Source organism: Archangium violaceum Cb vi76, from assembly GCF_000733295.1.
GTDB classification, from domain to species: Bacteria; Myxococcota; Myxococcia; order Myxococcales; family Myxococcaceae; genus Archangium; species Archangium violaceum.
Genome location: NZ_JPMI01000022.1, coordinates 38581 through 65125, shown reverse-complemented (window position 1 = coordinate 65125; position 26545 = coordinate 38581). Strand labels below are relative to the sequence as shown.

Annotated in this window: 20 protein-coding genes; 5 read left to right on the top strand and 15 right to left on the bottom strand. The window is 68.6% G+C overall.

Features of this window, described 5'->3' with window-relative positions; translation table 11 throughout:
- Positions 1 to 336 carry a (2Fe-2S) ferredoxin domain-containing protein gene (locus Q664_RS04090; protein WP_043389949.1) on the bottom strand — a complete coding sequence of 112 codons (336 nt, stop codon included), beginning with the start codon at positions 334 to 336 and terminating at the stop codon, positions 1 to 3.
- A 584-nt stretch (positions 337 to 920) separates the two neighbouring features.
- Here Q664_RS04090 and Q664_RS04085 point away from each other — a divergent pair.
- Entirely contained in the window at positions 921 to 3704 is a 2784-nt protein-coding gene (locus Q664_RS04085; RefSeq protein WP_043389948.1) for a vitamin B12-dependent ribonucleotide reductase, read from the top strand.
- 187 nt (positions 3705 to 3891) lie between these two features.
- Here Q664_RS04085 and Q664_RS04080 read toward each other — a convergent pair whose 3' ends face one another.
- From Q664_RS04080 to Q664_RS04060, 4 genes are all read right to left on the bottom strand, one after another.
- Positions 3892 to 4674, bottom strand: coding sequence for an ATP-grasp domain-containing protein (locus tag Q664_RS04080; protein WP_160174329.1), 783 nt, complete (start codon positions 4672 to 4674; stop codon positions 3892 to 3894).
- A gap of 14 nt (positions 4675 to 4688) precedes the next feature.
- The gene (locus tag Q664_RS54450; RefSeq protein ID WP_075207332.1) at positions 4689 to 8009 is read right to left on the bottom strand and encodes a GspE/PulE/PilB domain-containing protein; all 3321 of its coding nucleotides are present in this window, start codon (positions 8007 to 8009) and stop codon (positions 4689 to 4691) included.
- 95 nt (positions 8010 to 8104) lie between these two features.
- The gene (locus tag Q664_RS04065) at positions 8105 to 9499 is read right to left on the bottom strand and encodes an undecaprenyl-phosphate glucose phosphotransferase (protein WP_043389945.1); all 1395 of its coding nucleotides are present in this window, start codon (positions 9497 to 9499) and stop codon (positions 8105 to 8107) included.
- Between the two features lie 231 nt (positions 9500 to 9730).
- Positions 9731 to 10867 (bottom strand): glycosyltransferase, encoded by a 1137-nt coding sequence (locus tag Q664_RS04060; protein WP_043389943.1) that lies wholly within the window; start codon positions 10865 to 10867, stop codon positions 9731 to 9733.
- Positions 10868 to 10986: 119 nt separating this feature from the next.
- Here Q664_RS04060 and Q664_RS04055 point away from each other — a divergent pair, with 119 nt between their 5' ends.
- The 4 genes from Q664_RS04055 to Q664_RS04045 are packed head-to-tail and all read left to right on the top strand — an operon-like array spanning position 10987 to position 14711.
- The gene (locus Q664_RS04055) at positions 10987 to 12039 is read left to right on the top strand and encodes a glycosyltransferase family 4 protein (RefSeq protein ID WP_084609515.1); all 1053 of its coding nucleotides are present in this window, start codon (positions 10987 to 10989) and stop codon (positions 12037 to 12039) included.
- A 41-nt stretch (positions 12040 to 12080) separates the two neighbouring features.
- Complete coding sequence (locus Q664_RS60515) at positions 12081 to 12773, top strand: hypothetical protein (RefSeq protein WP_235216546.1); 693 nt, start codon at positions 12081 to 12083, stop codon at positions 12771 to 12773.
- Positions 12760 to 13593: a hypothetical protein gene (locus Q664_RS54035; protein WP_052517646.1), complete on the top strand. Its 834-nt coding sequence runs from the start codon at positions 12760 to 12762 to the stop codon at positions 13591 to 13593. Before Q664_RS60515 ends, Q664_RS54035 begins: the two co-directional genes overlap by 14 nt.
- 8 nt (positions 13594 to 13601) lie before the next feature.
- The gene (locus tag Q664_RS04045; protein ID WP_043389983.1) at positions 13602 to 14711 is read left to right on the top strand and encodes a DNA alkylation repair protein; all 1110 of its coding nucleotides are present in this window, start codon (positions 13602 to 13604) and stop codon (positions 14709 to 14711) included.
- Between the two features lie 10 nt (positions 14712 to 14721).
- Here Q664_RS04045 and Q664_RS04040 read toward each other — a convergent pair whose 3' ends face one another.
- The 10 genes from Q664_RS04040 to purD all read right to left on the bottom strand — a co-directional run bounded on the left by Q664_RS04040 (position 14722) and on the right by purD (position 26545).
- Complete coding sequence (locus Q664_RS04040) at positions 14722 to 15846, bottom strand: excinuclease ABC subunit UvrC (RefSeq protein WP_063934657.1); 1125 nt, start codon at positions 15844 to 15846, stop codon at positions 14722 to 14724.
- A 124-nt stretch (positions 15847 to 15970) separates the two neighbouring features.
- Positions 15971 to 16327: a response regulator gene (locus Q664_RS04035; protein ID WP_043389941.1), complete on the bottom strand. Its 357-nt coding sequence runs from the start codon at positions 16325 to 16327 to the stop codon at positions 15971 to 15973.
- A gap of 81 nt (positions 16328 to 16408) precedes the next feature.
- Positions 16409 to 16762: a helix-turn-helix domain-containing protein gene (locus Q664_RS04030; protein ID WP_043389940.1), complete on the bottom strand. Its 354-nt coding sequence runs from the start codon at positions 16760 to 16762 to the stop codon at positions 16409 to 16411.
- A 92-nt stretch (positions 16763 to 16854) separates the two neighbouring features.
- Positions 16855 to 18054: a tetratricopeptide repeat protein gene (locus Q664_RS04025; protein ID WP_043389938.1), complete on the bottom strand. Its 1200-nt coding sequence runs from the start codon at positions 18052 to 18054 to the stop codon at positions 16855 to 16857.
- Between the two features lie 105 nt (positions 18055 to 18159).
- Positions 18160 to 19716, bottom strand: coding sequence for a hypothetical protein (locus Q664_RS60510; RefSeq protein ID WP_235216545.1), 1557 nt, complete (start codon positions 19714 to 19716; stop codon positions 18160 to 18162).
- Positions 19717 to 19767: 51 nt separating this feature from the next.
- Complete coding sequence (locus Q664_RS51545) at positions 19768 to 21768, bottom strand: serine/threonine-protein kinase (protein ID WP_075207330.1); 2001 nt, start codon at positions 21766 to 21768, stop codon at positions 19768 to 19770.
- A 72-nt stretch (positions 21769 to 21840) separates the two neighbouring features.
- Positions 21841 to 23064 (bottom strand): O-antigen ligase family protein, encoded by a 1224-nt coding sequence (locus tag Q664_RS04005; RefSeq protein ID WP_043389937.1) that lies wholly within the window; start codon positions 23062 to 23064, stop codon positions 21841 to 21843.
- Positions 23061 to 24161, bottom strand: coding sequence for an LptF/LptG family permease (locus tag Q664_RS04000; protein WP_043389936.1), 1101 nt, complete (start codon positions 24159 to 24161; stop codon positions 23061 to 23063). Before Q664_RS04000 ends, Q664_RS04005 begins: the two co-directional genes overlap by 4 nt.
- Complete coding sequence (locus Q664_RS03995) at positions 24158 to 25270, bottom strand: LptF/LptG family permease (RefSeq protein WP_043389935.1); 1113 nt, start codon at positions 25268 to 25270, stop codon at positions 24158 to 24160. Before Q664_RS03995 ends, Q664_RS04000 begins: the two co-directional genes overlap by 4 nt.
- Before the next feature lie 9 nt (positions 25271 to 25279).
- Positions 25280 to 26545, bottom strand: a complete 1266-nt coding sequence (purD, locus tag Q664_RS03990) for a phosphoribosylamine--glycine ligase (RefSeq protein WP_043389934.1) — start codon at positions 26543 to 26545, stop codon at positions 25280 to 25282.

Genomic DNA, 26545 nt, shown 5'->3' with positions numbered 1-26545 from the left:
CTACTCCCCGGCCTTCTTGCGCGAGAACGGCATCAGCAGCCGCTCCACGGGCTGGCCGCCCACGAGGTGCTCGTCGACGATGGCGGGCACGTCCTCGGGCTTCACCCCGCCGTACCAGGTGCCCTCGGGGTAGACGACCACCGACACGCCGAACGCGCACGTGTCCAGGCACCCGGCCGCGTTGGCCCTCATCTGCCCCTTCATCCCCCGCTTCTCCAGCTCCTCCTTGAAGCGAGCACGGACGTCCTCCGCGCCCTTGGTGGCGCAGCAGCCCTTGGGGTGCCCATCCGGGCGGCGGTTGGTGCAGACGAATACGTGACGCTTGAAGGGGGGCATGTCGTCCTCCTAACGCGCCTTTCGTCCAAAAGCGACTAACCGGCCCGTGACCCTCCTGCCCCTTTCTTGCCACGAGCCCTAGCCGGCCGGACGATCCGTGCACAGACTCACAGCAAACATCCGCTAGTGATCATCGGCCTTTTCGCGGGAGTGACAATACATGACTCGTCATCACCTGACGATCCACTGCACGAAGGGCTGCGCAAGAGAGTTGATCGGCGGCCGAGCAGGCTTTAGATCGCCACCCCCGACCCGGTTCCGGACCGCGGGCGGAGAGCCGGACGTGGACCGTCCAATCGGTCACACTCCCCTACCCATAGGTGGCGCAATGTTGGCGGACACAAGATCTGGGGGGCACAGAACCTTGACGAGTCCGGATCGAAGATCGTACCTTTGCCTACCTGCCCGCCGAGCCAGTAACCAGGCGGGATCCCAAGAAACAAGAGATTGAACCATCGCCACGCACCTCTCCCCACCGGGGCGAGACGTGTCGAACCGAGATCACTCGATCCCGAGAGATCTCGCGGGCTTGGCATTTTGCAAATTTTGCAGTCATACGCTGAGTGAGAGCAGTGGGAGGGACCATGGAACGCGACCTGAGCGCCACGGCAGCAGTTCTGGACGGTAAGGAGACGGTGGCGGGGCTGAAGACGAGAGCCCCTGCCGGCGGTCTGACGGTGGAGCGCTTCTTCACGACGCCAGGGGTGGATCCCGCGGACGAGCTGGCGTGGGAGCTGCGGACGGCGTCGATCTCGGGCGAGGACGGCAAGTCCGTGTTCGAGCAGAAGAACATCGAGGTGCCCAAGTCCTGGTCCATGTTGGCCACCAACGTGGTGGCATCGAAGTACTTCCGAGGGACGCCGGGGACGCCGGAGCGTGAGACGAGCGTGCGGCGGCTGGTGGGCCGCGTGGTGGACACGCTGACGCGCTGGGGCGCCGAGGGCGGCTACTTCGCCACGGCGACGGACCGCGACACGTTCCACGCCGAGCTGACGCACCTGCTGCTGAGGCAGAAGGCGGCCTTCAACTCCCCCGTCTGGTTCAACGTGGGCGTGGAGGAGCACCCGCAGTGCTCGGCGTGCTTCATCAACTCGGTGGGGGACTCCATGGAGTCCATCCTCGGGCTGGCGAAGACGGAGGGCATGCTCTTCAAGTACGGCTCGGGCACGGGCAGCAACCTGTCCACCATCCGCTCGAGCAAGGAGCTGCTGGCCGGTGGCGGCACGGCGTCCGGCCCGGTGTCCTTCATGAAGGGCTTCGACGCGTTCGCCGGCGTCATCAAGAGCGGCGGCAAGACGCGGCGCGCGGCGAAGATGGTCATCCTCAACGCGGACCACCCGGACGTGCTGGACTTCATCCGGTGCAAGTCCAACGAGGAGAAGAAGGCCTGGGCGCTGATCGAGGCCGGGTATGATCCGAGCTTCAACGGCGAGGCGTACTCGTCGGTGTTCTTCCAGAACTCGAACAACTCGGTGCGCGTGACGGACGAGTTCATGCGCGCGGTGATGAACGACAGCGCCTGGACGACGCGGGCGGTGCGCGACGGGCGTCCCATGGACACGCTCAAGGCGCGCGAGCTGTTCCGGGAGATCTCCGAGGCGGCGCACCTGTGCGGTGACCCGGGCCTGCAGTTCGACAGCACCATCAACAACTGGCACACCTGCTCGAACACGGACCGCATCAACGCGTCCAATCCGTGCTCGGAGTACATGTTCCTCGACGACTCGGCCTGCAACCTGGCGTCGCTGAACCTGATGCACTTCCGCACCATCGACGGCGACTTCGACGTCAACGCGTTCAAGCACGCGGTGGACGTGGTGCTGCTGGCGATGGAGATCATCGTCGGGTTCTCCAAGTACCCGTCGGAGAAGATCACCCAGAACAGCCACAAGTTCCGGCCGCTGGGCCTGGGGTACGCGAACCTGGGCGCGCTGCTGATGGCCACGGGTCTGCCGTACGACTCGGACGCGGGCCGCAACTACGCGGCGGCCATCACCTCGCTGATGTGCGGCGAGGCGTACGCGATGAGCGCGCGGCTGGCCGGGAAGATGGGGCCCTTCGAGGGCTACGCGAAGAACGAGGAGCCGTTCCTCGGCGTCATCCGCAAACACCGCAAGGCGGCGTACAACGTGTCGCTCGAGGGTGTGAGCGAGGAGCTGTTCGCGGCGCAGAAGAAGGCGTGGGACGAGGCGCTCGCGCTGGGCACGGAGTCGGGCTACCGGAACAGCCAGGTGACGGTGCTGGCGCCCACGGGCACCATCGGCTTCATGATGGACTGCGACACGACGGGGATTGAACCGGACATCGCGCTCATCAAGTACAAGAAGCTGGTGGGCGGCGGCATGCTGAAGATCGTCAACCAGACGGTGCCGCAGGCGCTGGAGAAGCTGGGCTACCCGCAGACCCAGTCCCAGGACATCATCACCTACCTGGACAAGCACGAGACGATTGAAGGCGCGCCGCACCTGAAGCCCGAGCACCTGCCGGTGTTCGACTGCGCCTTCAAGCCGGCGAAGGGCCAGCGCAGCATCCACTGGATGGGGCACCTGAAGATGATGGGTGCGACGCAGCCGTTCCTGTCGGGAGCGATCTCGAAGACGGTGAACATGCCGTCGGACGCCACGGTGGAGGACATCGAGAAGGCGTACATCGAGGCGTGGAGGCTGGGCCTGAAGGCGGTGGCGGTGTACCGCGACGGGTGCAAGCGGACGCAGCCGTTGAACACGTCGAAGGAGAAGGTGAAGGACACGAAGGCGGCGGTGGCCGAGCCGGCGCTGGCGGCGGTGAAGGACGCCAACGCGATGAGGAGGCGGCTGCCGGACGAGCGGCAGGCGATCACGCACAAGTTCTCGATTGGTGGCCACGAGGGCTACCTGACGGTGGGCATGTACGAGGACGGGACGCCGGGCGAGCTCTTCTGCGTGATGGCGAAGGAAGGCTCGGTGGTGAGCGGGCTGATGGACAGCTTCGCCACGGCGGTGTCGCTGGCGCTGCAGTACGGAGTGCCCTTGCAGGTGCTGGTGGACAAGTTCGTCCACACGCGCTTCGAGCCGAGCGGCTTCACGGGCAACCCGGCGGTGCCGATCGCCAAGTCGATTGTCGACTACATCTTCCGGTGGCTGTCGCTGAAGTTCCTGCCGAGCGAGCAGGCCGACGGCGTGGAGGAGGCGGTGGAGAAGCAGGTGGTGGCGGAGCCTGCGGCGAAGCCGGTGCAGGTGGCAGCGGTGGCACTGCCGATGTCGACGCCGAGGAGGACGTACCTGAACCAGGCGGACGCGCCGCCGTGCCACACGTGCGGCGAGATCATGGTGCGCAACGGCGCCTGCTACAAGTGCAGCAACTGCGGCACGACGAGCGGTTGCAGCTGAGCCCGTAGCCCCAATATCCCCTCTCCCCTCGGGAGAGGGACGGGGTGAGGGTGCCGGAAATACTCGGGTTCAACCCACTCCCCTCTCCCTCTGGGAGAGGGACGGGGTGAGGGTCTACGCGAAACCCAGACATGAATCCGTGAAGCAAAGAGGCTCCGGTACACACGTACCGGGGCCTTTTTCGTCATCACTCGATATCGGGCAGTGGGCGCAGCCACCGTGCGTCACGGGACGCGGATGTCCGCTGAGTCCCCGAGGCGCGCTGGAGTACCCTCAGCACTCCGGCCGGGTCACACGCATACAGGCCCGAGCTCCAGGCGGGGTTCAGTTCGACCACGGCCCACCCACGAGACTCAATGCGGCCCACGTCGAGGACAACCGCAGGCGGAAACAACTCCCCTGCCCTCGTGAGCACATCCGAGGCAAAGACCCTCGCTGCATCCAGATCAAACCCAGCCCGTGAGAGTTCCTCGCGCTCGCCCATCCAGGCGTAGGGGCTCGCGGTCACGACCTGGCCCTCGAGCACGAAGCAGCGGTACTCGTCGAGCCAGCGCACGGGCTCGGCCGTCAGCACGGGCAGGCTGTCCTCGAGAATCTCCGAACCGGGAAGCTCCAAGGCCGAGCCATACACCGCCGCTCGGAACTGCTTCTCATCCGCCGGTTTGACGAAGCGCGGGAACCGCTCACTCCGGGCCTCGCCGAGCGTGGTGAAACGCACGTCCCTGCGCACATGCTCCGCAGGCAACTGGGACAGCGTGTCAGCGGCGGGCTCGATCAGCGCCAGCCCCAGCGCCTTCCCGACGGTATCCGCGAGCAACGACTCGCCATAGAAGACGAGGTACTCCTCGGCCAACCGGGAGGGAGGACGCCGATCATGAAGCCGGTGCACGCGCCACGAGAGGCCCGAAGCCTCCGTGGCGAGCGCAATCGAATCATCACTGAAGCGCGGCGAGAGCAGCAGGACGGGCACGAATGCCCCCGATATCAAGACGAGACGTCGTGCAACCGGCCGTAGGCCTCGGAGGCCGCCGAGAGGAGTTGCTCCAGCTCATCGAGCTCCTCTGCGCCGAACGGAGAGGGCCCGCTGTCGAGGACGACGAAGCCCACCGTGCGCTGCTTCAAACGGATGGGCGCGGCCATCAGGTGCGAGAACGACTCGCCCAGCGCGGCGAAGAGCTGCTCGTCCATCGGACTCTCCGGCACGCTGGAGACGACGGCCCTCCCCCCCGCCGCGGCCATGGCCAGCAGCGAGGGCGCCTCGAGGTCCACCTGCAACGCCGAGACCTCGTACTTGTCGCTGCCCGGGCCGTACGCACGGCCCACACGGGCGTAGCCGAACGTCTCGCCCAGCAGGAAGCCTCGCGGGAAGCGGCCCTGGCAGTAGTCCAGCAGCACCTTGCCCAGCTCGCCCCGAGTCGTCGCCTGCCGCAGGGCATCGAGCGACTCCTGGAACTGCACCAGCTTGATGCGCTCCGAGGCCTCAGCCGGAGTGGCCGCCGACGCGCCCGTCCCATCGTCCCACCCGGCGAAGCCCTCCTCGGGTGGCACAGCCGCTTCCGGCTCCGCGGGGGGCGGCTCGGCCGAGGGATCCCAGGTCGGGATGAACTCGTGCACCGACGCCAGGGGAACCTCCCCGTCCGCATCGGAGACACCGGCCTCGGTGGGGCTTGCCTCCTCCGACGAGAAGTCCACCTCGATGGCCCGCCGGGTCCAGGGAGGCGAGGACTCGGTACCCGACCCGGCTTCCGCCGTCTCCGTCTGGCGCCAGTCCATGAGCTCCAGGTGAGACGACACCTGGATGTCCCCAACAGGCTCCGAGGGCAGCTCAACGGGCTGCACGGCAAGGGTCCTGGGCCTGCGCTCGGGGGCCGCGGGGGCCGCGGGGGCCGGGGCCGTGATGGGTGCGGGCACCACCGGGCTGGCCGCGAGGGCCTCACGTGCCGGAGCAGGCGGACTGGAAGGAGGCACCGCGACAGGCGCCTCGGCCACGGGCTCCGCCTTCTTCGGCTCCTGCGCGGGAGGCGGAGCGATGGGCGCGGACTCGATCTTCGGAGACGGCTGCGCGCTGGCCTGGGGTGCGGCGGGCGCCTTGGCGGGAGCAGCGGGGGCCGCCTCCTCCATCAGGGGAGCCGTGCCCTCCAGCTCGGGCTCGGCATCCAGCGATGGGAAAGGCGCGTCCTTGAGCGTGACGGGGAAGGAAATGGTCTGGGTAGAAGGCGGAGCCGAAAAAGCCGGGGCCTGTGCGGAGGCAGGAGCCGAAGCCACCGGAAGAGCCACCACCACCGCTGGCGTGGAGGGCACCTCGGGCTTGCGAGCGATGTCCGGAGAAGCCGCCACGGGCCTGGCTTCCGGCACGGGAGCGGCGGGCGCTGGCTGAGCGGAAGGCGTGCTCTGGACCGGCCCCGGAATCGGAGCGAACGGAGAACCTCCAGGCGTCGCGGCCTGCGGAGCAGTGGGTGCGGCCTGCGGCGCGGCGGGCACGGGAGCGGCCGGAGCCCGAGGCGCCACGGATGCGGGCTGCGGCACGGGAGCACGCGCGGGCTGCGGAGCCGCCACACCCGGAGCCGCAGGCTTGGGAGCGGGCACGGGCTGAGCCGACACACCCACGCCCGGAGCAGGCGCAGGGGCCGAGGGAGCCATCGCGGAGGGAGTCGTGGCCGGAGAAGCTCCAGCGGGAGGCACTGCCCCACCCTGTGCCGGCGCGGGAGCAGGACTCCCCGGGAGCGGCGCTCCCACGGGCGCGGGACGAGGCGCGGCACCCGGAGGTGGAGCACCCACGGGAGGACGCGCCACGGCGGGCGAGCCAGGAGGAACCTGAGCACCAGCGGGAGCGGGCGACGCCCCAGGAGCCGGAGGACGCACGGCCTGCGGCGGAACCGGACCCACGCTCGAGCCCGGAGCGGGCGCGGCGGCGCCCGTGGCTCCCGGCTGAGACGTCCCCGGAGCACCGCGAGGCATCATTCCCGGAGGCAGGTTCTGCCCAGGCTGCGCGGGGCCAGCAACGCTCGGAGCTGCTCCCGCGGGCTTCGCGGCCACCGGTGTACCCGGCGCGGGAGGCGTCGAGGGCGCCAGTCCCGCGGGCGGCTTCGCCACACCGGGCTGATGCGCTGCTCCGACAGGTGCCGCGGCGGCACCCGGCGCGCCAGGTGCCCCAGGCACGCCCACGGGAGCAGGACGCGGAGGCACGGCCGCGGAGGGCGGAGCCCCTGGCGCTCCCGGCGCCCCAGGAGGCCTCGGCGCGACAGCGGCCTGCGGAGACGCGGCTCCGGCGGGAGCACCCGGCCCAGCGACAGGCGCCGCCGTGGAAGGCTGAGCGGAAGCGGCGCCAGCCGGAGCACTCCCCGGCGCGCCAGGCGAAACGGGTGGACGAGGCGCCGCGGCCCCGGCCGGAACACTCCCAGGAGCCCCGGGTACCGGAGCCCCACCCACGGGTGCCGGAGGCCTCGGAGCCACGGCGGCACCGGGCGCGCCCGGCACCGGAGCGGAAGCGGGCTTCGCGGCAACACCTGGGGCCCCAGCGGGAGCCGCGGGCGTCGGCCGCGCGCCCGGGGGCTGGCCCGCGACAGCCGCCGTCGGAGGCTGAGCCTGGGGATTCATCCCAGGATTGGTACCCGGAGCGGCGGCCACGGGCGGAGCGCCCGCGGGACGCGGAGCGGCGGCCACCGCGCCCGGAGCACCGGCAGCGGGAGGCTGCGGCGCACCTGGCGCGGCAGGAGCCGAAGCACCCGGGGCCACGGGCCGCGCGGCGGCGGCCGGAGCCGGCTGGGCCGAGGCAGGAGCCTGCGCGGACAACGGCGCGGGCCGCTGCGCGACGGGAGCCCCCTGCCCCACCGCGGGCTTGGGCTGACCCGGACGCACGGGACGTGACGGCTTGGGGATGCCGTAGCGCTTCTCCAGCAAGTCGAAGAGGCGCAGCTCCGGGAGGATCGCCGGCACGATGCGCATGCCCGTGGCGAAGCCGAGCGCGTCCACGTGCTTGGGATCCTGCGGATTCACCATGGCCACGCGCAGGCGGCGGCCCTCGAGGGCCAGCGGGAACGCCAGGTGGTTGCGCACCTGCTCGGGCTTGAGCAGCGCGATCGTCTCGGCCGTCGCCGCCTCCAGCTCCGCGTCCTGCGCGAGCGGGAAGTGGTACGTGTCCGACAGAGCCTGCCCCAACACGCCCAGGTCGAGCACTCCCAGCTCGACCAGGTTGGTGCCCAGGCTGCCGCCGTAGATGAGTTGTGACTTCAGCGCCTCATCGAGCTGAGCCTGCGTGATGAGGCCCTTGCGGACCAGATGCGCTCCGAGCTGTTGTTCAGCCATGCGCCCCGGATACTAGACCGGTCCGCGACCGGGAGCGCAGGAGTCTCGGCTCCGGGCGTGCGGCAGCCCACACACCCGCCCGGACGCTCTGCGAGCTAGTAGGCGTTCTTCGACAGGAAGCCGCCCAGTGCAGTGCGGATGAGAATCTTCAAGTCCATCAGCAGCGACCAGTTCTCGATGTAGTACAGGTCGTACTCAATCCGCTTCTGGATGGACGTCTGCCCGCGCAGGCCGTTGATCTGCGCCCAGCCGGTGATGCCGGCCTTGACCTTGTGGCGCAGGTGGTAGCGGGGAATCTGCTTCTTGAACTCCTCGATGAACACGGGCCGCTCGGGGCGCGGACCCACGAGGCTCATGTCGCCCACCAGCACGTTGAAGAACTGGGGCAGCTCGTCGAGCGAGTACTTGCGCAGGAAGGTGCCAATGGGCGTGCGCCGGGGGTCGTCCTTGCTGGCCATCATGGCGCCGGAGGACTCGGCGTCCACGCGCATGGTGCGGAACTTGAGGATGTGGAACGTGTCGCCATCCAGGCCCATGCGCTCCTGGGCATAGAGCAGGGGCCCGCGGCTGGTGAGCTTCACGGCGATGGCCACGGCCAGCATGATGGGCGCGCTCACGGCGATGGCCACCAGCGCGAAGAGGATGTCGAAGACGCGCTTGGCCACCATGTTCCAGCCGGACATGGGATCGCCCTGGAGGCTGATGATGGGCAGCCCGCCGAACTCCTCGAGCCCGCCGTACAGGGTGACGTACTGGTAGAGGTCCGGCACCACCTTCACGTCCACGGTGCGCAGCGCCAGCTGCTCCATGAGCGGCTTGACGGCGGCCTGCTCCTCGAGCGGCACGGCGATGATGACCTGGTCCACCGGGTGCGCATCCAGCACGGCGTCCACGTCCTTGACGAGCCCCAGCACGGGCACGCCGCGCACCTGCTGGCCCACCTTCTCGGGGCGCAGCGTGAGCACGCCGGCCACGCGGAAGCCCAGCTCCTTGTGGCCCTCGACCGTCTCGATGACGCGCTGGCCCAGGTCTCCCGCGCCGATGACCAGGATGGACTTGAGGTTGAAGCCGCGCCGGCGCACCTCGTTGAGCACCGCGCGCAGCACCAGCCGCACCGCGGACACGCCCACGAACGAGTAGGTGGCGAAGAAGGCCAGCATCAGACGCGAGTAGCGCTCACGGGTGAAGTACGTGAGGGCCACCACGATGAGCGTGGCCATGATGGTGGCCTTGAAGACCTCGAAGACCTCGCCGATGTGCGTGCGCGCCCGGTTGGTGGCGTACAGCCGCGCCTGCCGGTAGGTGACGGGGAAGACGATGAGCACCGTCGCCAGCGACAGCAGCGTCTCCTGCACGGCGGGCAGGCCGTAGTAGACGGGGATGGGGCCCTCGAAGCGGCTGACGTAGGCGAGCGCGAACGCCAATGTCAGCATCACCACGTCGGCGGCGACCTTGATGGACGTATAGAAGCGCTGGAACCGGTTGAACACGCGGGCCTCCTTCTGTGGCCTGCAAAACGCTCGGCCGCGACCTGCAATCGTCGCACCCCGCACCCACGAGCCGTCCCGTAGCGGACACCCCATGCGGCCGGGTGGGCTCCTACCATGAAAAGCGCCCGGAATCCAAGGGGTTGCCCGGGCTTGTGGCCAACGGTGCGAGCCCCGGAGCCGGGGGCGGGACCCTCGGAAAAGACACCCACCAGGACACCGGTGTCAGGGCTCTCAGGGAACGGCGGCCCGGCGGACGGGGGCGGAGGGAGCCATCAGCGCGTCCACCTCGGCCTGTACCGAGCGCAGGAAGGTGGCGCGGCTGAAGCGCTCGGCCTGGGCGCGGGCATCGGCGGGCTGGAAGGCGGGCTCCCACTGCTCGAAGCGGCGCACGGCCTCCACCAGGGCGTCGGGCGTCTGCTCGTCGAAGAAGAGGCCCGTGCGGGGGCTGACGGTCTCCAGCGCCCCACCCCGCCCGTAGGCGATGACGGGGCGGCCACAGGCCTGGGCCTCCAGGGGGACGATGCCGAAGTCCTCCTCGGGGGTGAAGATGAGGGCGCGCGCGTCGCGGTAGAGGCCGGCGAGCGCCTCGTTGGGCACGGAGCCGAGGAAGCGGATGTGCGAGGGCAGCGGCCCCGAGGTGAGCTTCGCCGCCTCCTGGCCGGTGCCCACGACCCAGAGCGGGGCCTCCAGGTGGCGGAAGGCCTCCAGGGCGATGTCGAGCCGCTTGTAGGGAGCGAAAGCGCCGAGCCACAGGTAGTAGCCGCCCTGGCCGAGCCCCTCGAGCGGGTGCTGGCAGAAGCGGTCCAGGGCGATGGGCGGGTAGACCACGGCGGCCTCGCGGCCCCAGAAGCGCTGCACCTTGCCGGCGATGTGCTGGCTGTTGACGAGGATGCGGTCCACCCCGGCGGTGCTCTCGCGGTCCCACTTCTGGAGGTACGGGCGGACGGCGTGCGCCGCCACGCGCACCGGCAGCGAGGCACGGCCCGGCCCGAAGTAGTCGTCGAAGAGATCCCACATGTAGCGCATGGGCGCGTGCACGTAGGCGAGGTGCCTGGCCCCGGGCGGCTTGCGGATGCCCTTGGCCACGCAGTGGCTGGAGGAGATGACGAGGTCATAGCCCTCCAGGCGCATGGACTCGATGACCTGGGGGAGGACGGGGAGGAAGTGGCGGTAGAGCTTGTGGATGCGGGGAATGCGCTGGAGGACGGAGGTATGGATGGGCCGCGACTCGATGCGCGGGTGCACGACGCCGGGGCGGTGCACGAGGGTATGGATATCCGCCTGCGGGAACAGCTCGCACAGTGCCTCGAGCACGTGCTCACCGCCGCGCTGGGTGACGAGCCAGTCGTGGACGAGGGCGACCTTCACGGGCGGGCCTTGTATCACCGCCGGGCCCGCTTGCCGACAACCAGCCAACCGAGCGCCCCACTTGGGTCCGCGCGTGTGGTAGGGGCACCTCCGTGGCGAGCGTCCTGATCGACCTGCGGATGGTGCGTGGCCGGCTGCACGGCATCGCGCGTTACGCGCTGGAACTGGCGAGCCGGCTGCCGGAGTTGGCGCCGGACCTGAGCTTCAGCGGCCTGACGGGCCCGGAGGGGCTGCCGGAGGGGCTGGGAGCGCTCACGCCGCGCATCCCCCTGCACCGCTGCCCGGTGGGCTTCCTGTCGCCGTTGGAGCAACCAGCGCTCGCCGCCTCGCTCGTCCGGCTGGCGCCCGAGCTGTTCCACGCGACTTCTTTCTCGGTACCCGCGCTGTGGCCGGGGCGGCTGGTGGCCACGCTGCACGACGCCAACCACCTGGTGTTGTCGTCGGAGTACGGCCTGGGCCAGCGCGCCTACTACAAGCTGGTGGTGGGCCCGAGGGCGAAGACGGCGAAGGCGCTCATCACCGTGTCCGAGTTCTCCCGCGCGGAGCTGGCGAGGGAGCTCGGCCTGTCGCCCTACCGGCTGCAGGTGATTCCGAACGGGGTGGACGCGCGCTACCAGCCGCCCACGGCGTCGGAGCTGAAGGACTTCCGCGAGCGCCGGAAGCTGCCGCCGCGTTTCTTCCTCGCGGTGGGCAACACGAAGGCCTTCAAGAACCTGGGGATGCTGGCGGAGATCGCGCCGTCGCTACCGGTGCCCATGGTGCTGCTGGCGGGCAAGGGCGCGGTGTGGGAGTTGGGCTTCCCGGACTCGACGATCGAGCTGGCGGACCTGCCCGAGGACGATATGCCGCGCCTGTACGGGGCGGCGACGGCGCTGTTGATGCCCTCGCGCTACGAGGGCTTCGGGTTGCCGCCGCTGGAGGCCATGGCCTGCGGCACACCGGCGGTGGTGGCGCGGGCCACGTCGCTGCCGGAGGTGGTGGGCGATGCCGCGCTGCTGCTCCCGCCGGATGACGCGAACGCATGGCGGGAGACGGCGCTGAAGCTACTGCGGGAGGATGCCCTGCGCCGCGAATTGTCGGAGAAGGGCCGCGAGCGTGCCGCGCTCTTCAACTGGGAAGACTGTGCGAGACGGACCCTGGCCACCTACCGCCGGGCACTCGAGTCGCGCTGAGGTACGCCCAAACAAAGATCACCAGAAGGTACATGCACCCCATGAAAACGATTCTGGCGCCACGAAGGCTCGGCGCCGCGGTCCTCTGTCTGCTGTTTGCGGCCTGTACGGCCACCCGCTACCCAGCCCCTGGACCCATGAGCGCGCGGGAACTGGCCCGTTCTGTGCTCGTCATCGAAGAATCGCCGGACGGGCAGGTGAGCCACACCTGGAAGCCCCTCGAGGACTTCGACCTGACGAAATACCCCTACCACGCGAGCCACGGTGGACTTGATGGAAGGCTCGTGCGCGTCGCGACCTCCTCCGCCCATTGTGATTCCAAACAGCAGATGTGCATTTCACTGTGCACGAGCAGCCCGAGACCCATCCCGATCGAAGGTAGAAAGTACCCGAGCTATCTTGGGTCATGGGCAAAAAACAGGGGCCGCTGGTGTGAACGCACCTGCACGGATTTCCACCAGAGGTGCATCAACGGACAGGGGCCATGGGCCGAGCAGGAAGTTCAAGAGTTCACGGGCGTGGAAATCGCTGTTGATTGGCTCAAGAAACACCGGAAGGAAATCGTGACGGGTACCCTCATTGTCATCGCGGGGGTGGCATTCGTCGCCGCCATGGCAGGCTCGGGGGGAGGTGCTCTCTACCTGGTACCGCTCCTTGCGGTGGCTTCGATAGAGCCGCTATCGGGATTTCCCGCCGCCCCACGTGTCTCCGAGGTCTTGAATGCAAATCCATGATCTCCTCAATGAAGGCTTGCTAAGGCTTGGGAGCCTGCAACGGGCGGCTGAATCGGCCGGAAGAGAGGGAGAGCTTGCTGCCTGGCAGTACGTGCGCGAACACTGGCTCTTCATCGTCAGTACCGGCCAAGTCTACGTTTTTGAAGACTACCGCACAAGGCTGGACCCCACGCGCACCTGCTACGTGAGCGCCACCTTCAAAGCGCACACGGACGCACTGGCGCAACAGGGCATGGCACTCCTCCTCCAAGCACTTGATGAAACAGCGGATCCGGCACAAAAACTGTACACGCTCGTCATCATCGAATTGCTCAATTTCGTCGCAGACACCAACCAGCAAGAGGCATTCAAGAACCACATCATAGACTATCGCTCTATTCCTCCGCCAGCCATCGCCCATTTCAACACGCGCGATGAGGCATACGCCTGGCTGAACAGCCTCTCGCAACCGCCCAGCGGCGGCAAGATTTTGATCGGCGATGAGTATTTCAATATCTGGTATTCACGTGAGGAGGGCTTTCGTGAGTTGTGGCGAAACGATATAGCGGAGCTTTTCCTCGATGATTCCAGCTCGAAGCACCTGCCTCCCGTGGCCGCATCGTTCAACACCCGGGAGGAAGCCCTGGAGTGGCTGACGAGTCATCCTGCCTCTCCCATGCTGCTGGTAACGATCGCGGGTGAGCGTTACCACGCCGTGTATCACAAGAATCTCAACCGCCACACCCTGCATTCCCTGTCGCGCCTGAGAGAAGAGCGGGAGAAACGAAAGGCCGAACAGGAACAGCAGGAGAATGCAGAATCGGAGCCCTCCGAGGAGTGAAGGAAAACATGCCCGAGCAGCTCAAGAACTTCTTCGACCAGAGAGTGGTGAAGCGCATCTCCACCATGATGCGTGGCGCCCACACGTCCTTCCCGGAGCAACGCTTCCTCTCCGAGGCCACTGACGGACTCGAGGCCCACGAGCTCCTGGGCCGTGCCCGCCACATCATGCGGGCCATGCACCGCGCCCTCCCCGCCGACTTCGAGCGCTCCGCCGACATCCTGCTGCGCTCGCTCGGGCCGGAGCACGAACGCGAGGAACTCCAGGGCATGGGCGTGTTCATCTACATGCCCCACACCATGTACGTCGCGGAGCACGGGCTCGAGCATTTCGAGACGTCGATGCGCGCCCATTACGAGCTCACCAAACGGTTCACCTCCGAGTTCTCCATCCGCCCGTTCATCGACCGTTACCCTCGCGAAACCCTGGAGCGCCTCCACCAGTGGACGAAGGATCCGAACGTCCACGTCCGGCGGCTCGTCTCGGAGGGCACGCGGCCCCGGCTCCCCTGGGCCTCCCGGCTCCGTGCATTCCAGAAGGATCCCCGCCCGGTGCTCGCGCTCCTCGAGCTGCTCAAGGATGACCCCGAGCTCTACGTCCGACGCTCCGTCGCCAACAACCTGAACGACATCGGCAAGGACCACCCCGAGGTCCTCGTGGACACCTGCGCCCGCTGGAAGGAAGGGGCCTCGCCCGAGCGCCTGTGGATCATCCGCCACGCGCTCCGCTCCGCCGTGAAGCGAGGTGATGCGCGCGCCCTCTCGGTGCTCGGATTCCAGGGAGGCGGAGAGCTCGAGGTGACGGCCTCGTTCCAACCCAGGCGCGTCCGGCTCGGAGAGAGCGTCTCCATGACCCTGTCCGTCACCAACCCCGCGAAGACACGCCAGCAGGCCGTCGTCGACTTCGCCGTGCACTTCGTCAAGGCGAACGGCTCGGCCAGTCCCAAGGTCTTCAAGGGCACCCAGGTCGATCTCCTCCCCGGTGCCTCCTGCACCCTCGAGAAGTCGATCTCCTTCGCCACCCTGACGACGCGCAAGCACTACGCCGGCACGCACCGGGTCGAGGCCCTCGTGAACGGCCGGGCCACGGACCTGGGGAGCTTCACCGTCGTCGGTTGAGTGAAGACCCTCACCCCAACCCTCTCCCAGAGGGAGAGGGGGCTTCCACGGCTCCCAGAGCTGGTCCACGGGCAGGGAAGGTCACCACGGGCACGGTCCGTTCCAGTTCCCCCGGGTTGAGGCGGAACCAGCGCGCCACGAGCAGTACCTCCTGCGCCTCGTGGGCCCGCAGGCCAATCATCGCCGGCTCTGGCCGCTCGAAGACCTCGCCCACCGTCGCTTCCAGGGCGAGCCGCTCGTGCGGCGTACGCGGAGCGGCGGACTCGGCGCGCACGCTCCCCCGGCGGATGACGTAGGCACGATCCTCCCCGTCATGACCCGGCACCGTGTACACGAAGGACAGCCGCTCCACGAACTGGCCAATCTCGAGCAACTCGGCCTGCACACGCTCCAGCGTCTCCGCGCGGTCCCTCAACTCGGCGGCGTACTCGAACTGGAGGCGCCGGGACGCCATGCTCATCCGCTCACGCAGCAGGGCCAGTGGCTGGTCCGTCACCCCATTCAGGAAGTCCCGCGCCTGGTTGACGCGCGCCATGTACTCCGTGCGCGTGCAGCCTCCGGCACACGGAGACAGGCAGCGCCCCACCTGGCCCCGCATGCAGCGCGGATCCTCCTTCAACCGGAAGAGTTCGATCTGATCCGCCAGCCGCATGGGCGTGTCCGAGGAGCAGTCCCGCAGCTCCAGCAGATCACCCACCGCCCGTACCGCCGCGGTGGCGCCCTGCCGCCCTCGGAGCGGACCGAAGTACTCGGCCCCGTCGTTGATGACGTGGCCCACCACCAGCAGCCGCGGCACGGGCTCGCGGGTCAGCTTGATGAAGCAGAACGAGTTGTCCCGCTTGTGCTGCACGTTGAACGGGGGCCGCCAGCGCTTGATGTGACGGAACTCCTGCAAGAGCGCCGCGAACTCGCTCGGCTCGTAGTCCCACTCCACCCCGTGCGCGTGCCCGATGATCTCCGCCCCCTTCTCCCCTCGCTGCGCCCGGAAGTAGGAGAGCAACCGCGTGCGAACCTTCACCGATTTGCCCACGTAGAGCACCTCTCCCGAGGGGCCTCTCATGCGGTAGACCCCGGGACGGTTCTCGGCGCGGGCGCGGACCTCCGCGCGGAGTTGTTCGAGACGGCTGGCGCTCATGCGGCGAATGACCCGGGCGCGATACACCGGGGCCGCTCAGCCTATAGCGCTCACGAGCAGCCTACACGGGAGCCGCTCTCCCCCACTCCGCGCACGGCCGTGGAGCGAGCGGAGGAGCCAGCCCTCATCCCGCGAACCGCTGAGCGATCTCCAGGAGTTCGGAGATGTCGAAAGGCTTCCGCATCACGGCGGTGACGGAGGGATGGGACACGTTCGAGCCGCTGATGGCCACGACAGGCACATCACCCAGACCCAGCTCGCCCCTCATCCGCTCGAGGAAGGCCCAGCCATCCAGCCGGGGCATGTAGAAGTCGAGCAGCACCAGGCCCGGCCGCAGGCCACCCGCCAGCAGCTCGAGCGCCTGGGCTCCATCGATCGCACACGTCACCTGGTACCCCTCCCCGGCGAGCACATCCTGGATGATCTCGCGAAGATCGGTCTCGTCCTCGACCACGAGGACGACGCGGGAAGGAACGGGCATGTCCTCGCGTGACTAGACCAGCACGTGCTCGGGCAACAGGGAACATCCGCCCGGTCCGTCCCAGAGGATCCGCCGGAGCGCTCAGCGCTCCTCGAACATGGCGCGCACCACACGCCACACGAGCTGCACGTCCCTCCCGGAGCGGTTGGACAGGAAGTCGCAGATCTCCGCGACCCGATCGGACTTCTCGCGCTCGAAGGTCTGGAACAGCGTCTTCAAGGAGACGTCGAGCCCCTCCGTCAGCTTGGCCAACGTCTCGAGCGAGGGGGAGAAGGCCCCCCGCTCGATGCGCCGGATGGCGTCCACCGACAGTCCACTCCGCTCCGCGAGCTGCTCCTGGGTGAGCTGCTGCGCGGTCCTGAGGCGGCGCAGGTGGCTGCCGAAGCGGTGGTGCAACTCCTCACCATCCGCCAGCTTGTTCTTCTCGTTCTCCATACCGGGCGGATGATTGGGAGGGCCCCTCACGATGTGAAGGGCGGATGTTCACGGGTGGACCCTGCTTTTAGGCTCGGCGTTGCAAAGACGGCTCAGTTCTGCCCGAGCTTCTCCTGCATCCGGGCGATGCCCTTCTTGTAGGCGTCGTGGTCCTTCTGGCCCAGCGCGGACTGGAAGTTCTCCAACGCCTCGGCCCACTTCTGCTCACCCTCGTAGACACGGGCGATGTTGTAGAAGGAGCTCGCGCGGATGGTGGCCGCGGCCTTGCCCGACGCCAGCGCGATGGCCTTGCGGTTGGCCCACAGCGCCTCGGCGTTGCGGTTGAGCTTCTGGTACGCCAGCCCCAGGTTGCTGTACGCCTGCCCATGCTCCGGGTTGTTGGCAATGGACTCCAGGTACAACGACACGGCCTCGTCGAGCTTGCCCGCGTGATAGGCCTTCTCGCCCTGCTTGTTCAGCGTGTCCGCGAGCCGCGTCTGATCCACCGACACCTCGGGCACGGACTGGAAGCCGCCGCCCTTGATGAGGCCCTGCATGAAGGAGCCCACCTGGCCGCGGTCCTTCACGTCGGTGAACTTGTTGATGTCGTAGAACTCGCCGTTGTCGCCAATGCCGAACACCACCCAGACGTTGCCCGCCTTGCCCCTGGGCGGCGTGAAGGTGCGCACCAGCGAGGAGCCCACGTAGACGAACACCTTCGCCTGGCTGTTGTTGGAGAGCGTCACCGAGCCCTGCTTGTCGCCCTCGGTGTAGTTGTGCACGGCGTAGAGGTACTTCACGCCGTTCTTCTTCTTCTCCAGCGTGACGGTCTCCGGGCCGTAGCTCGTGGTGTCGTCCACGTCCAGGTTGGCCAGGTCACCCTGCTTGGCGGAGTAGAAAACGTGGGTAGAGGGGTGGACCAGGTGCGAGTCCAGATCGCTCGGCTGCGCGCCCCAGTTGAGCACGATGCGCATGCCGTCCAGGTTCTGGCTCATCACCGGGCTGATGGCGTACGACAGGCCATCACACGGGCACCTCACCACCAGGTTCGAGTAACCATCCTTCTTGACGATCAGACTCACCGCGCTGTCATCGGCGCCGCCGAAGGGCTTCTCGAACCGGACCGTGCCGTCCGCCGCCGTGGTGCCCTTGATGGATGCCTCGCCGTTCTTCTGGGCGATGACCTCCGCTCCGGCGATCTTCTGATCCTTCACCGTGGCGCTGAGGATCTGCACCTTGATGGTATCCGCCGCCATGGCGGACACCGGCACCGCGCACCCCAAAGAGAACGCCAACGCGAACAACCGCTTCATGTCTGCTGCCCCCGAAAAGAGAAGTAAAGCGGGGGCAGTCTACGGGCCTCCCGGTGGAGCGTTCAAATGCGGACACGCTCCATCCGGGGGACAGCGCGCACGGAGCTACTGGTCGTCACACGGCGTGCCCAGGCGGGCACCGGTGTAGACCCCCAGCTCGTTGTAGATGAGCGGCAGGTTCTCCTCGACAGGCACCGGGCGCAGCTCGGTCTTCTTCTTCTTCTCGAGCCACGTCGAGGAGGCCGCCCGGTCCAGCACCAGCCGGAGCTCGCCCTTCTTCGTGGCGAAGATCTCTCCCTCCGAGTCGGAGACGATGTCCGTCATCTTCTGCTGCTGCAGGTTGCCCTTGGGGCCGATGTAGACGCGGAAGCTCCGCTCCTGTCCCGGCTGGAAGCCCCGCTCCACCAGGTAGTAGCGGCCCTGCTGATCGCGCAGCAGCGCATAGGGCACGTACTGCTGCGGATTGGGCTCGATGGTGGCCTTCGCCACCAGCTCCTGGGCCTTCTCGGACTCGAGCAGCGTGAAGGGGATGGTGCGATCGCCGCAGCGGACCGCGCAGGTCTTCTTCTCGTCGCTCAGCTCCACCTCCGAGTACACGCGCATGTCGAGCCCGCGGAACGAGGGGTTCATCGTCTTGTTGAAGAAGCGCGGCTCGAGGAAGTGATAGCCGGAGAGCACCCAGGGCGGAGACGCGACCTGGACGAACTTCTTGTCGTCGCCGTAGGCCAACTGCACGGTCTGCCGCTCATGGGGCATCAGCGCCACGTAGTGCCCCTTGTTGTCGGTGCATACGCGGATCTTCTCCAGGCGCAGCCGCTCGGAGAGCTTCTCGCCCTGGCCCCTCGCGGACTCGAGGTTCTCCGTGAAGTAGTTCGTGGCGAACGACTCCTGGTTCGACGCGTCCTTGGCGGTCGTCCAGGCGACGCGGCCTGCCTGAACCTCCAGCTTCAGGGCGTCACCGAAGCGGCAGGAGACCTCCTTCACATGCGCCTGGATGGCCTTCTTGCCCTCGGCCGTCGCGCACAGGGACTCCAGGGCGTCGAACGGGCTCTCGCAGTAGGAGGCGATGCTGTACGACTTGAGCAGCTCGTCCGAGATGCTGTTCCAGTCGATCGCCACCTTCACCGAAGTGCCGCACGCGGTGTTCATGGACTTCACCGGCTCGGCGAGCGTCGTCTCGACCTCGGCCACCTCGGCCTTGCGGTCGAACGCCATCAGCCTGGTGAGCGTGCCATCTGCCTTCTGCTTCTGATGGAGTGTGTACACCTCCTCGCCCTTGAGGGACTTGGTGCGATCATCGTCGTAGGACACCGAGATGCCGTCACGCTTGCCGGGCAGGTTGAGGGTGTAGCTCCGGGTCCCGCCGCTCGCCGGGCGCGCGATGAGGGTGGAGAAGCTCCGGCCCCGGATCTCGGTGGTGTAGTAGACGTAGTCGCCCGTCTCTTTCACGTCGTAGGGAAGCGCCTTGCCATCGAGCTCGCTGCCCGTGCCCTGCACGCGCAGGAGGGCCTTCTTGCTCTCCACCGGCGAGAGCGGAACGACCGACACCAGTTCCCCTTCCTTGCCGGAGAACACCTTCCCCGCTTCCACTGGCACCGCCGCCAGGGCGGGGACTGAAGACAACACTCCTACCGCGATGAACATCGCCAGAACCGCTCTCACATTTGCCTCCTGTGGGGTGTGCCAGGGCCCGCGCAAGTCGGGCATGAGCGCTCAGAACTCAAGCGGAAAGTCGTGATCCGCGCAGAAATCGATGACCTTTTCTCGCTCCCTATCCGACAACATCTTCCGCTGCTTCCCCTCAAGCAATGTCCTTTTGGCGCCATTGAGATCCCTCTTGCGGCAGTAAGCACGCGCGAGCACGGAGAACGACGCCGGGGTGACCTTCTTCCGCTGACTGGTCTGAGCGAGACTAATTGCCTTCTGGAAATCACCGGCAGCGAGCGCGCTCTCCGCATTCTGGATGTCTTCACGCACCCCTTCCGGCAGGGCCTCGCTCACAGTGGCCACGGGAGCCTTGGGCTTTGGAGTCTTGGGTGCAGAAGCGACCGCAGTGGGCTTGGTCTCGGCGACGGTCTTGGTCTCGGCAACAGGCTTGGTCTCGGCGACAGGCACGGCCGGGACCTTCGGCTCGATGGGAACAGCAGAGACGGGATTTGGAGTGGGCGCCTTCGCCGCCACGGGCTCGGGCGTGCCGCCCGCGGGGACAGCACTGGAGCGGGTCGCGAACCAACCGCCCAGGGCCAAGAGCGCGAGGAACAGCACGGCCCCTCCCGCCTTCATGCCCATCCCCGGTCCCGAGCGAGCAGGGGCTGTCGGCGGTACGGTGACCTGGGCGGCCTCAGGCACAGGAGCCGCGACTGAGGCAGGAGAAGCGAGAGCCGGGCTTGCCGGTGGCGACTGCACAACGGGAGCTGGGATACCAGCCTTGGACGAGGACACATGTGCCGCAGTGAATCCGCGCTCATCCGCCACAGCGGCTGGCGCGGGGACCGGCTGCGCCGGGAAGCGGGCGGTGGACGAGGGCATATGCGTCGCGCCAAGCCCATCATCCGCCGCGGCGGCACCAGGAGCCGGGAAGCGAGCGGTGGACGAAGGCATGTGCGTCGCGCCAAGCCCATCATCCGCACCAGCAGCCGGAGCCCCATAGCGCGCGGTCGACGCGGGCATATGCGTCGCACCAAGCCCATCATCCGCACCAGCAGCCGGAGCCCCAAAGCGCGCCGTGGACGAAGGCATGTGCGTCGCGCCGAGCCCATCATCCGCCGCGGCGGAAGGCACGGACGCCGCACGCGACGAGGAGAACGAGGGCACCCCCACTCCGGCGAGCGACTGGAGCGGGCTGCCGGTCAGGTCGGCAACGAAGGCGCTGACATCCGGGTAACGGTCCTGCGGGCTCTTCGCGAGCGCCTTCTCCACGGCCCCGATGATCCGCGAAGAGAGGTCCGGGCAGAGCGAGGCCAGGGGCTCGGGCTGCCCGTGGACGATGCGGAAGACCACCTGCACGATGCTGCCACCGTCTCCGGCGAACGGCGGCCGGCCGGACATCAGCTCGTAGACGATGCACCCGAGCGCGAAGATGTCGGTGCGCGCGTCCACCTCGCTGTTCTTCCCCAGGGCCTGCTCGGGCGCCATGTACTGCGGCGTGCCGATCAGCACCGCCTCCTGCGTCTGGAGCGTCTGCGAGTCGAGCATCTTCGAGATGCCGAAATCGAGCAGCTTCACCCGCTCGGACACCACGCCCCCGGAGTCGGTGGGGGAGAGGAAGATGTTGGCGGGCTTGAGATCGCGGTGGACGACTCCAGCGCGGTGCGCCGCCTGGAGCGCCGAGCAGACCTGCCGGACGATGGAGAGCGCCACATCGACCGGAAGCGGGCCGCGCGCCAGACGCTGCTCGAGGCTCTCGCCTCGCAGGAACTCCATCACCAGGAAGGGCGTGCCGTCCTGCAGGGTGTCGAAGTCGAGCACCTCGACGATGTTGGGATGGCCGAGCTGGGAGGCGATCTCCGCCTCGCGGCGGAAGCGCGCATACAGCTCGGGATTGAGGCTCGCGCTGTTCTGGAGGACCTTGACGGCCACCTGCTTGCCCGGGAGCCGGCGGTGCCGGGCCAGGAAGACCGTGCCCATCCCTCCCTTCCCGAGCAGCGAGGTGATCTCGTACGTGTCCCGCAGGACCGCGCCCACACCAATGTCACTGGCAGCCGGTTGAGTCATGGGAAGCAGTGGGCCAGACAGGCGGCCCGCGCCATGACTTAGCCCGCTTCGAGACCCTTCCGCCAGTACCCCTCAGGCGCGCCGGGAGACCGCGCTGAGGCCCGTTCCCAGGATGAGCACCAGGGCCTGCGAGGCCTGGACATGGAACAGCGGATCATGCAGCAGGGACAGCAGGCAGAAGAACGCGAGCGCCCCGAGCGCGCCGAGGCCCTCGGGCCGGTTCCGGGGAAGGCGCCAGAGTAGCCAGCCAAGCAACAGCATGAACAGCAGCGCGCCCGGGATGCCCGTCTCCGCGGCCATGCTGACGAACTGGTTGTGGGATTTGCCCGGGTGCTCGCGCGCCTGGTCGGGCATGTCCGGGGTGGCCCAGAGGCGGGCCTGGAAACGTCCCGGGCCCACGCCGGTGACAGGATGCGCGCGCACCGCGCACAGGCCCGTCTCCAGCAGCGCCGCCCGGCTCCCCGAGCCCTTCTCCGTGGAGCTGTTGAGGAAACGCTCGCGCAGAGGCCGATTGACGGCCAGCGTCAAGACGGCCAGCCCGAGCACCGCGGCACATGCGGGCAGTGCCACGCGCCTCGGCAGGCCGAGCAGCACCACCAGCCCCATCACCGCCACCAGGGCCACGCTCGCCGCACGCGCGTACGGGAAGAGGCCCACGGAGACGAGCCCCACCGCCGCCACGGCCAGCGCCACCGTCCGCCGCCGTCCCTTCAGGTGCAGCCCCACGCCCAGCGCGAAGGCCACCGCCATGCCGCCGATGTGCGAGAACTTCAGCCGGTGGAACAGCAGACCTCCGGCCATGAAGCGGTTCTCCGTGCCGGGCACGGCCTCATAAACGCGCTCGAAGGACAGGCGCATCCACCGGAGCGGCTCCAGGGCCTCCTGCGAGGGCCACACCCCGAAGTGCTGAAACCCCGCCACCGCGCACGAGACGAGGAACACCGCGCTCAATATCCACGCCAGACGCACGCGCCGCGCGTCCGACAGGTGGCCGAACGCCACCGCCGCCACGGGAATGCCCGCGAAGTCCAGCAGGCGCGCCACGCCCGTTCCGCTCGGACGGTGTCCGGACAGCGCCGGCACCAGCAGCGCCCACGCGAGGAAGGCCACCAGGGGCCACCAGGCTCGCAGCGCGCCACGCACGGTGACGCCGCTCCGCCGGGCCGCCACCAGCGCCACCAACGCGCACGCCGCGAGCCCCACCGCCGCGAACGCCTCCAGGAACAGGCACCCCACGCCCCACAGGGCCAGGCACACCAGGAACCAGCGATCGAGCACCTCGGACCGGTCGTTCACGCGCCACCGCCTCCCAGCCGGCCCTCACCGCGCAGCCACAGCAGGGCCGCGGCCACCGACAGCAGCGCGACCGGGAACCACGCGGCCACCGCGGGCGCCAGCCGCTCCGAGAGCGCCAGCGTCCGCGTCACCACCATCAGGCCCCACATGGTCACGGAGATGAGCAGGCCCTCGACGATCGCCACCGTCAGGTGTCCCTTGCGTCCCGGGCGCAGTGCCAGTCCCACCGCCAGCAGGGCCGCGGGCAGGCTCGCCATCGGGTGGGCGAAGCGGTTGTGCAGCACGAGCGAGAACTGCCGCGTATCCCGCCCCACCTCGCCCCGCACGCGGATCTGCTCGCGCAGCACCGGAATGCGCATCTGCTCGGGCCGGCCGGGGCGCAGACGGAACGTGTGCGGGGTGACGCCCAGGTCGTACTCGGCCTCCGCCATCTGGCGCACCTGGGACTTGCCGTCCTTGGTGAAGGAGCGCTCCACCACGCCCCCCAGCATCCAGCGCGTGCCCTCCACCGAGCGCATCGTCTCCGCGTCCACGCGCCGCGCCAGCCGGAACTCCGGGGTGACGGTGAGGATGGCCACGTTCTCGAAGCCCTCCTGCGCGTTGCCGCGGCGCAGGTAGAAGATCTGATCTCCCTTGCGGAACCACTGCTTGGGCGTGTGGTACACGCCCCAGTCTCCCCAGCGGTTGAAGCGCTGGGTGGTGATCTCCTCCACGCGCTGGGACGCCTTCACCACCACCCACTCGTCGAAGGCGATGAGCCCCACGCAGGCCAGTCCCACGCACAGCGCCACCGGCAGGTAGAGGGCGTTGGGGCCGAAGGTGAGGGAGCGCATCGCCGTCACCTCGCCGCGCTTGCGCAGGGAGGACACCGAGGTGCCCGCCGCCAGCAGCAGCGCCACGGGCCCGAGTTGCTGCGTGGCCACCAGCGCCTTGTTGGCGTACAGCACCACCACGTTCCACAGCCAGCCCTCGCCGGTGTACTGGCGCGCCCGGTCCACGAAGTCCACCACCAGGAAGATGGAGATCACGGCGGCGAGGATGCCCACCGCGAACTGGAGGTACGTGCGGACCACGTAGCGGAAGAGCGTGCCTTTCACCGCACCGTCCCCGCCCGGCTGACGCGGTACATGGCCACCAGGCCCACCACGCCGAAGATGATGTTGGCCAGCTGGTTGGCCAACGGCAGCGGCACCCGGCCCTGCAGGCCCAGCTGCTCGCAGAAGCGCATCAACAGGTGATAGGCCACGTAGCCGCCCAGCGACAGCAGGTAACCCCACGCGCGTCCGCCCTGCCGCCGCCCGATGGCCAGCGGCGTGCCCAGCAGCGCGAACGACAGCGGCGCGAGCGCATGCCCCAACCGGTTGTACAGCGAGTTGAGGAAGGGCTTGGGATCTCCCCCGGTGCGCTCGGCCTCCTCGGCGGCCTGGAGCAACTCGGAGGGCGTGAGCTCCTCCTTCGGCGAGCGGAAGCGGTTGCGCCGCCCCATGGAGCCCTCCACGCCCACGGCGATCTCCGCCTGCTTGAAGGTGATGACCGAGTAGGACTCGGAATCCTGGTTGGCCCGGTGCGCCTCGCCATCGCCGAGCTCCAGCGTCAGCACCTGTCCGGCGCGGTTGGTGTTCACCCGGCCATTGCGCGCGAGCATCAACAGGGGAGCGGACGGCTCCCGGTCGTCATGGAGCAGCACATTGGTCCACCGCCTGTCCTCCGCGTTGACCGTCTCGGCGTAGAGGGTGAGGTTGGACAGGTCCTCGTAGAAGACGCCCGACTTCACGTCGCCCACCACGTTCTTCTTGATGAGGTCCGCGACGAACGTCTTGATGCTGGTGAGGCCCCACGGCTCGGCGGTGGAGGTGATGAGCACCATGAGCGCGGCGAGCACCGCGCCGATGGCCAGGGGCCCCGCGAGCAGCTGCACCGGGCCGATGCCGAGCGCCTGGAGCGCGGTGAGCTCGCGGTCCTCCGACAGCCGGCCCAGGCCCAGGAGGATGGCCAGCAGGAAGGCGACCGGCAGCGCCATCATCAGGAAGTGCGGCGCGAGGTAGACGATGAGCTGCCCCAGATCCTCCAGCGACACGGACGAGCCGAGGATGACCTCCGAGCCCCGCAGGAACTGCATGACGAAGAGGAGCAGGAAGAGGAACGCCACCCACACCACGAGGGGGACGACCAGCTCCTTGAGCAGATAGCGGGAGAGCAGGCTCACGGCGTCACGTTACTTCGCGGTGGGCGCCCCCAGCCCCTTGGCGCCGATGTCCCGGCGGAAGTGCATGCCCTCGAAGCGGAGGTGGGCCACGGCGGCGTACGCCTGGGAGCGGGCCTCCGCCAGGTCCGCACCGCGCGCGCACACGGTGAGCACCCGGCCACCGGCCGTGAGCCACGCTCCACCCTTCTCCTCCACGCCCGCGGCGAACACCGGACAGCTGGCCGGCACTGCGTCCACGCCCTCGATGCGATCTCCGCGCCGCGGCGTCTCCGGGTAGTTGTGGGCGGCGAGCACCACACCCACCGAGGCGCCCGGGTGCACCGCGAGCGGGCGCTGCTCCAGCCGGCCGCGCGCGCACGCGTCCAGCAGCGGCAGCACGTCCTCCGCCAGTTGCATCATCAGCACCTGCGTCTCGGGGTCACCGAAACGCGCGTTGAACTCGAGCACCCGGGGCCCGTTGCGCGTCAGCATCAGCCCGGCATACAGCGCACCCCGGAAGGGGATTCCCCGCCGCCGCAGCGTCGCCAACGTCGGGGCGATCACCTGCTCGCCCACCTCTGACAGCTGGGCGGCGGACAGGAAGGGCGCGGGTGCGTAGGCGCCCATGCCGCCGGTGTTGGGGCCCGTGTCTCCCTCCCCCACCCGCTTGTGATCCTGCGCTGGCGGGAGCAGCACGTAGCGCTCGCCGTCGCACAGGGCGATGACGGACACCTCCTCGCCCTCCAGCAACTCCTCCAGCACCATCCGCTGGCCCGCCGTTCCCATGGCACCCACCGCGCGCACCGCCTCGCGAGCGGCTCGCGCGTCCTGCGCCACGATGACGCCCTTGCCCGCGGCCAGCCCGTCCGCCTTCACGACGATGCGGCCCTGCTCCACCGCGTAGGCCTCGGCCGCGGCCACGTCGGTGAACACCTGGAAGCCGGCGGTGGGCACACCCGCCTCGGCCATGATCTCCTTGGCGAAGGCCTTGGAGCCCTCGATGAGCGCGGCCCCCGCCACCGGGCCGAAGCAGGCGATGCCGGCCGCGCCGAGCGCATCCGCCACGCCCGCCATCAACGGCGCCTCCGGGCCCACCACCACCAGGTCCACCTGCTCCCGGCGGGCGAACGCCACCACCTCGTCGGGCGCATCCGCCTTCAGCGGTACGTTGGCGGCCACGCGGGCGGTGCCCGGATTGCCCGGGCCCACCCACAGCTTCGTCAACCGCGGGCTCTGGGACAGCTTCCACGCGAGCGCGTGCTCTCGCGCGCCAGAGCCGAGCAGAAGGACCTTCAC

Coding starts and splice junctions, on each gene's coding strand:
- Q664_RS04055 (WP_084609515.1), top strand. CDS start 10,987: ATGGTGCGTGGCCGGCTGCACGGCATCGCGCGTTACGCGCTGGAACTG.
- Q664_RS54450 (WP_075207332.1), bottom strand. CDS start 8,009: ATGGCTGAACAACAGCTCGGAGCGCATCTGGTCCGCAAGGGCCTCATC.
- Q664_RS04045 (WP_043389983.1), top strand. CDS start 13,602: ATGCCCGAGCAGCTCAAGAACTTCTTCGACCAGAGAGTGGTGAAGCGC.
- Q664_RS04035 (WP_043389941.1), bottom strand. CDS start 16,327: ATGCCCGTTCCTTCCCGCGTCGTCCTCGTGGTCGAGGACGAGACCGAT.
- Q664_RS04025 (WP_043389938.1), bottom strand. CDS start 18,054: ATGAAGCGGTTGTTCGCGTTGGCGTTCTCTTTGGGGTGCGCGGTGCCG.
- Q664_RS04030 (WP_043389940.1), bottom strand. CDS start 16,762: ATGGAGAACGAGAAGAACAAGCTGGCGGATGGTGAGGAGTTGCACCAC.
- Q664_RS04085 (WP_043389948.1), top strand. CDS start 921: ATGGAACGCGACCTGAGCGCCACGGCAGCAGTTCTGGACGGTAAGGAG.
- Q664_RS04090 (WP_043389949.1), bottom strand. CDS start 336: ATGCCCCCCTTCAAGCGTCACGTATTCGTCTGCACCAACCGCCGCCCG.
- Q664_RS54035 (WP_052517646.1), top strand. CDS start 12,760: ATGCAAATCCATGATCTCCTCAATGAAGGCTTGCTAAGGCTTGGGAGC.
- Q664_RS60515 (WP_235216546.1), top strand. CDS start 12,081: ATGAAAACGATTCTGGCGCCACGAAGGCTCGGCGCCGCGGTCCTCTGT.
- Q664_RS51545 (WP_075207330.1), bottom strand. CDS start 21,768: ATGACTCAACCGGCTGCCAGTGACATTGGTGTGGGCGCGGTCCTGCGG.
- Q664_RS04040 (WP_063934657.1), bottom strand. CDS start 15,846: ATGAGCGCCAGCCGTCTCGAACAACTCCGCGCGGAGGTCCGCGCCCGC.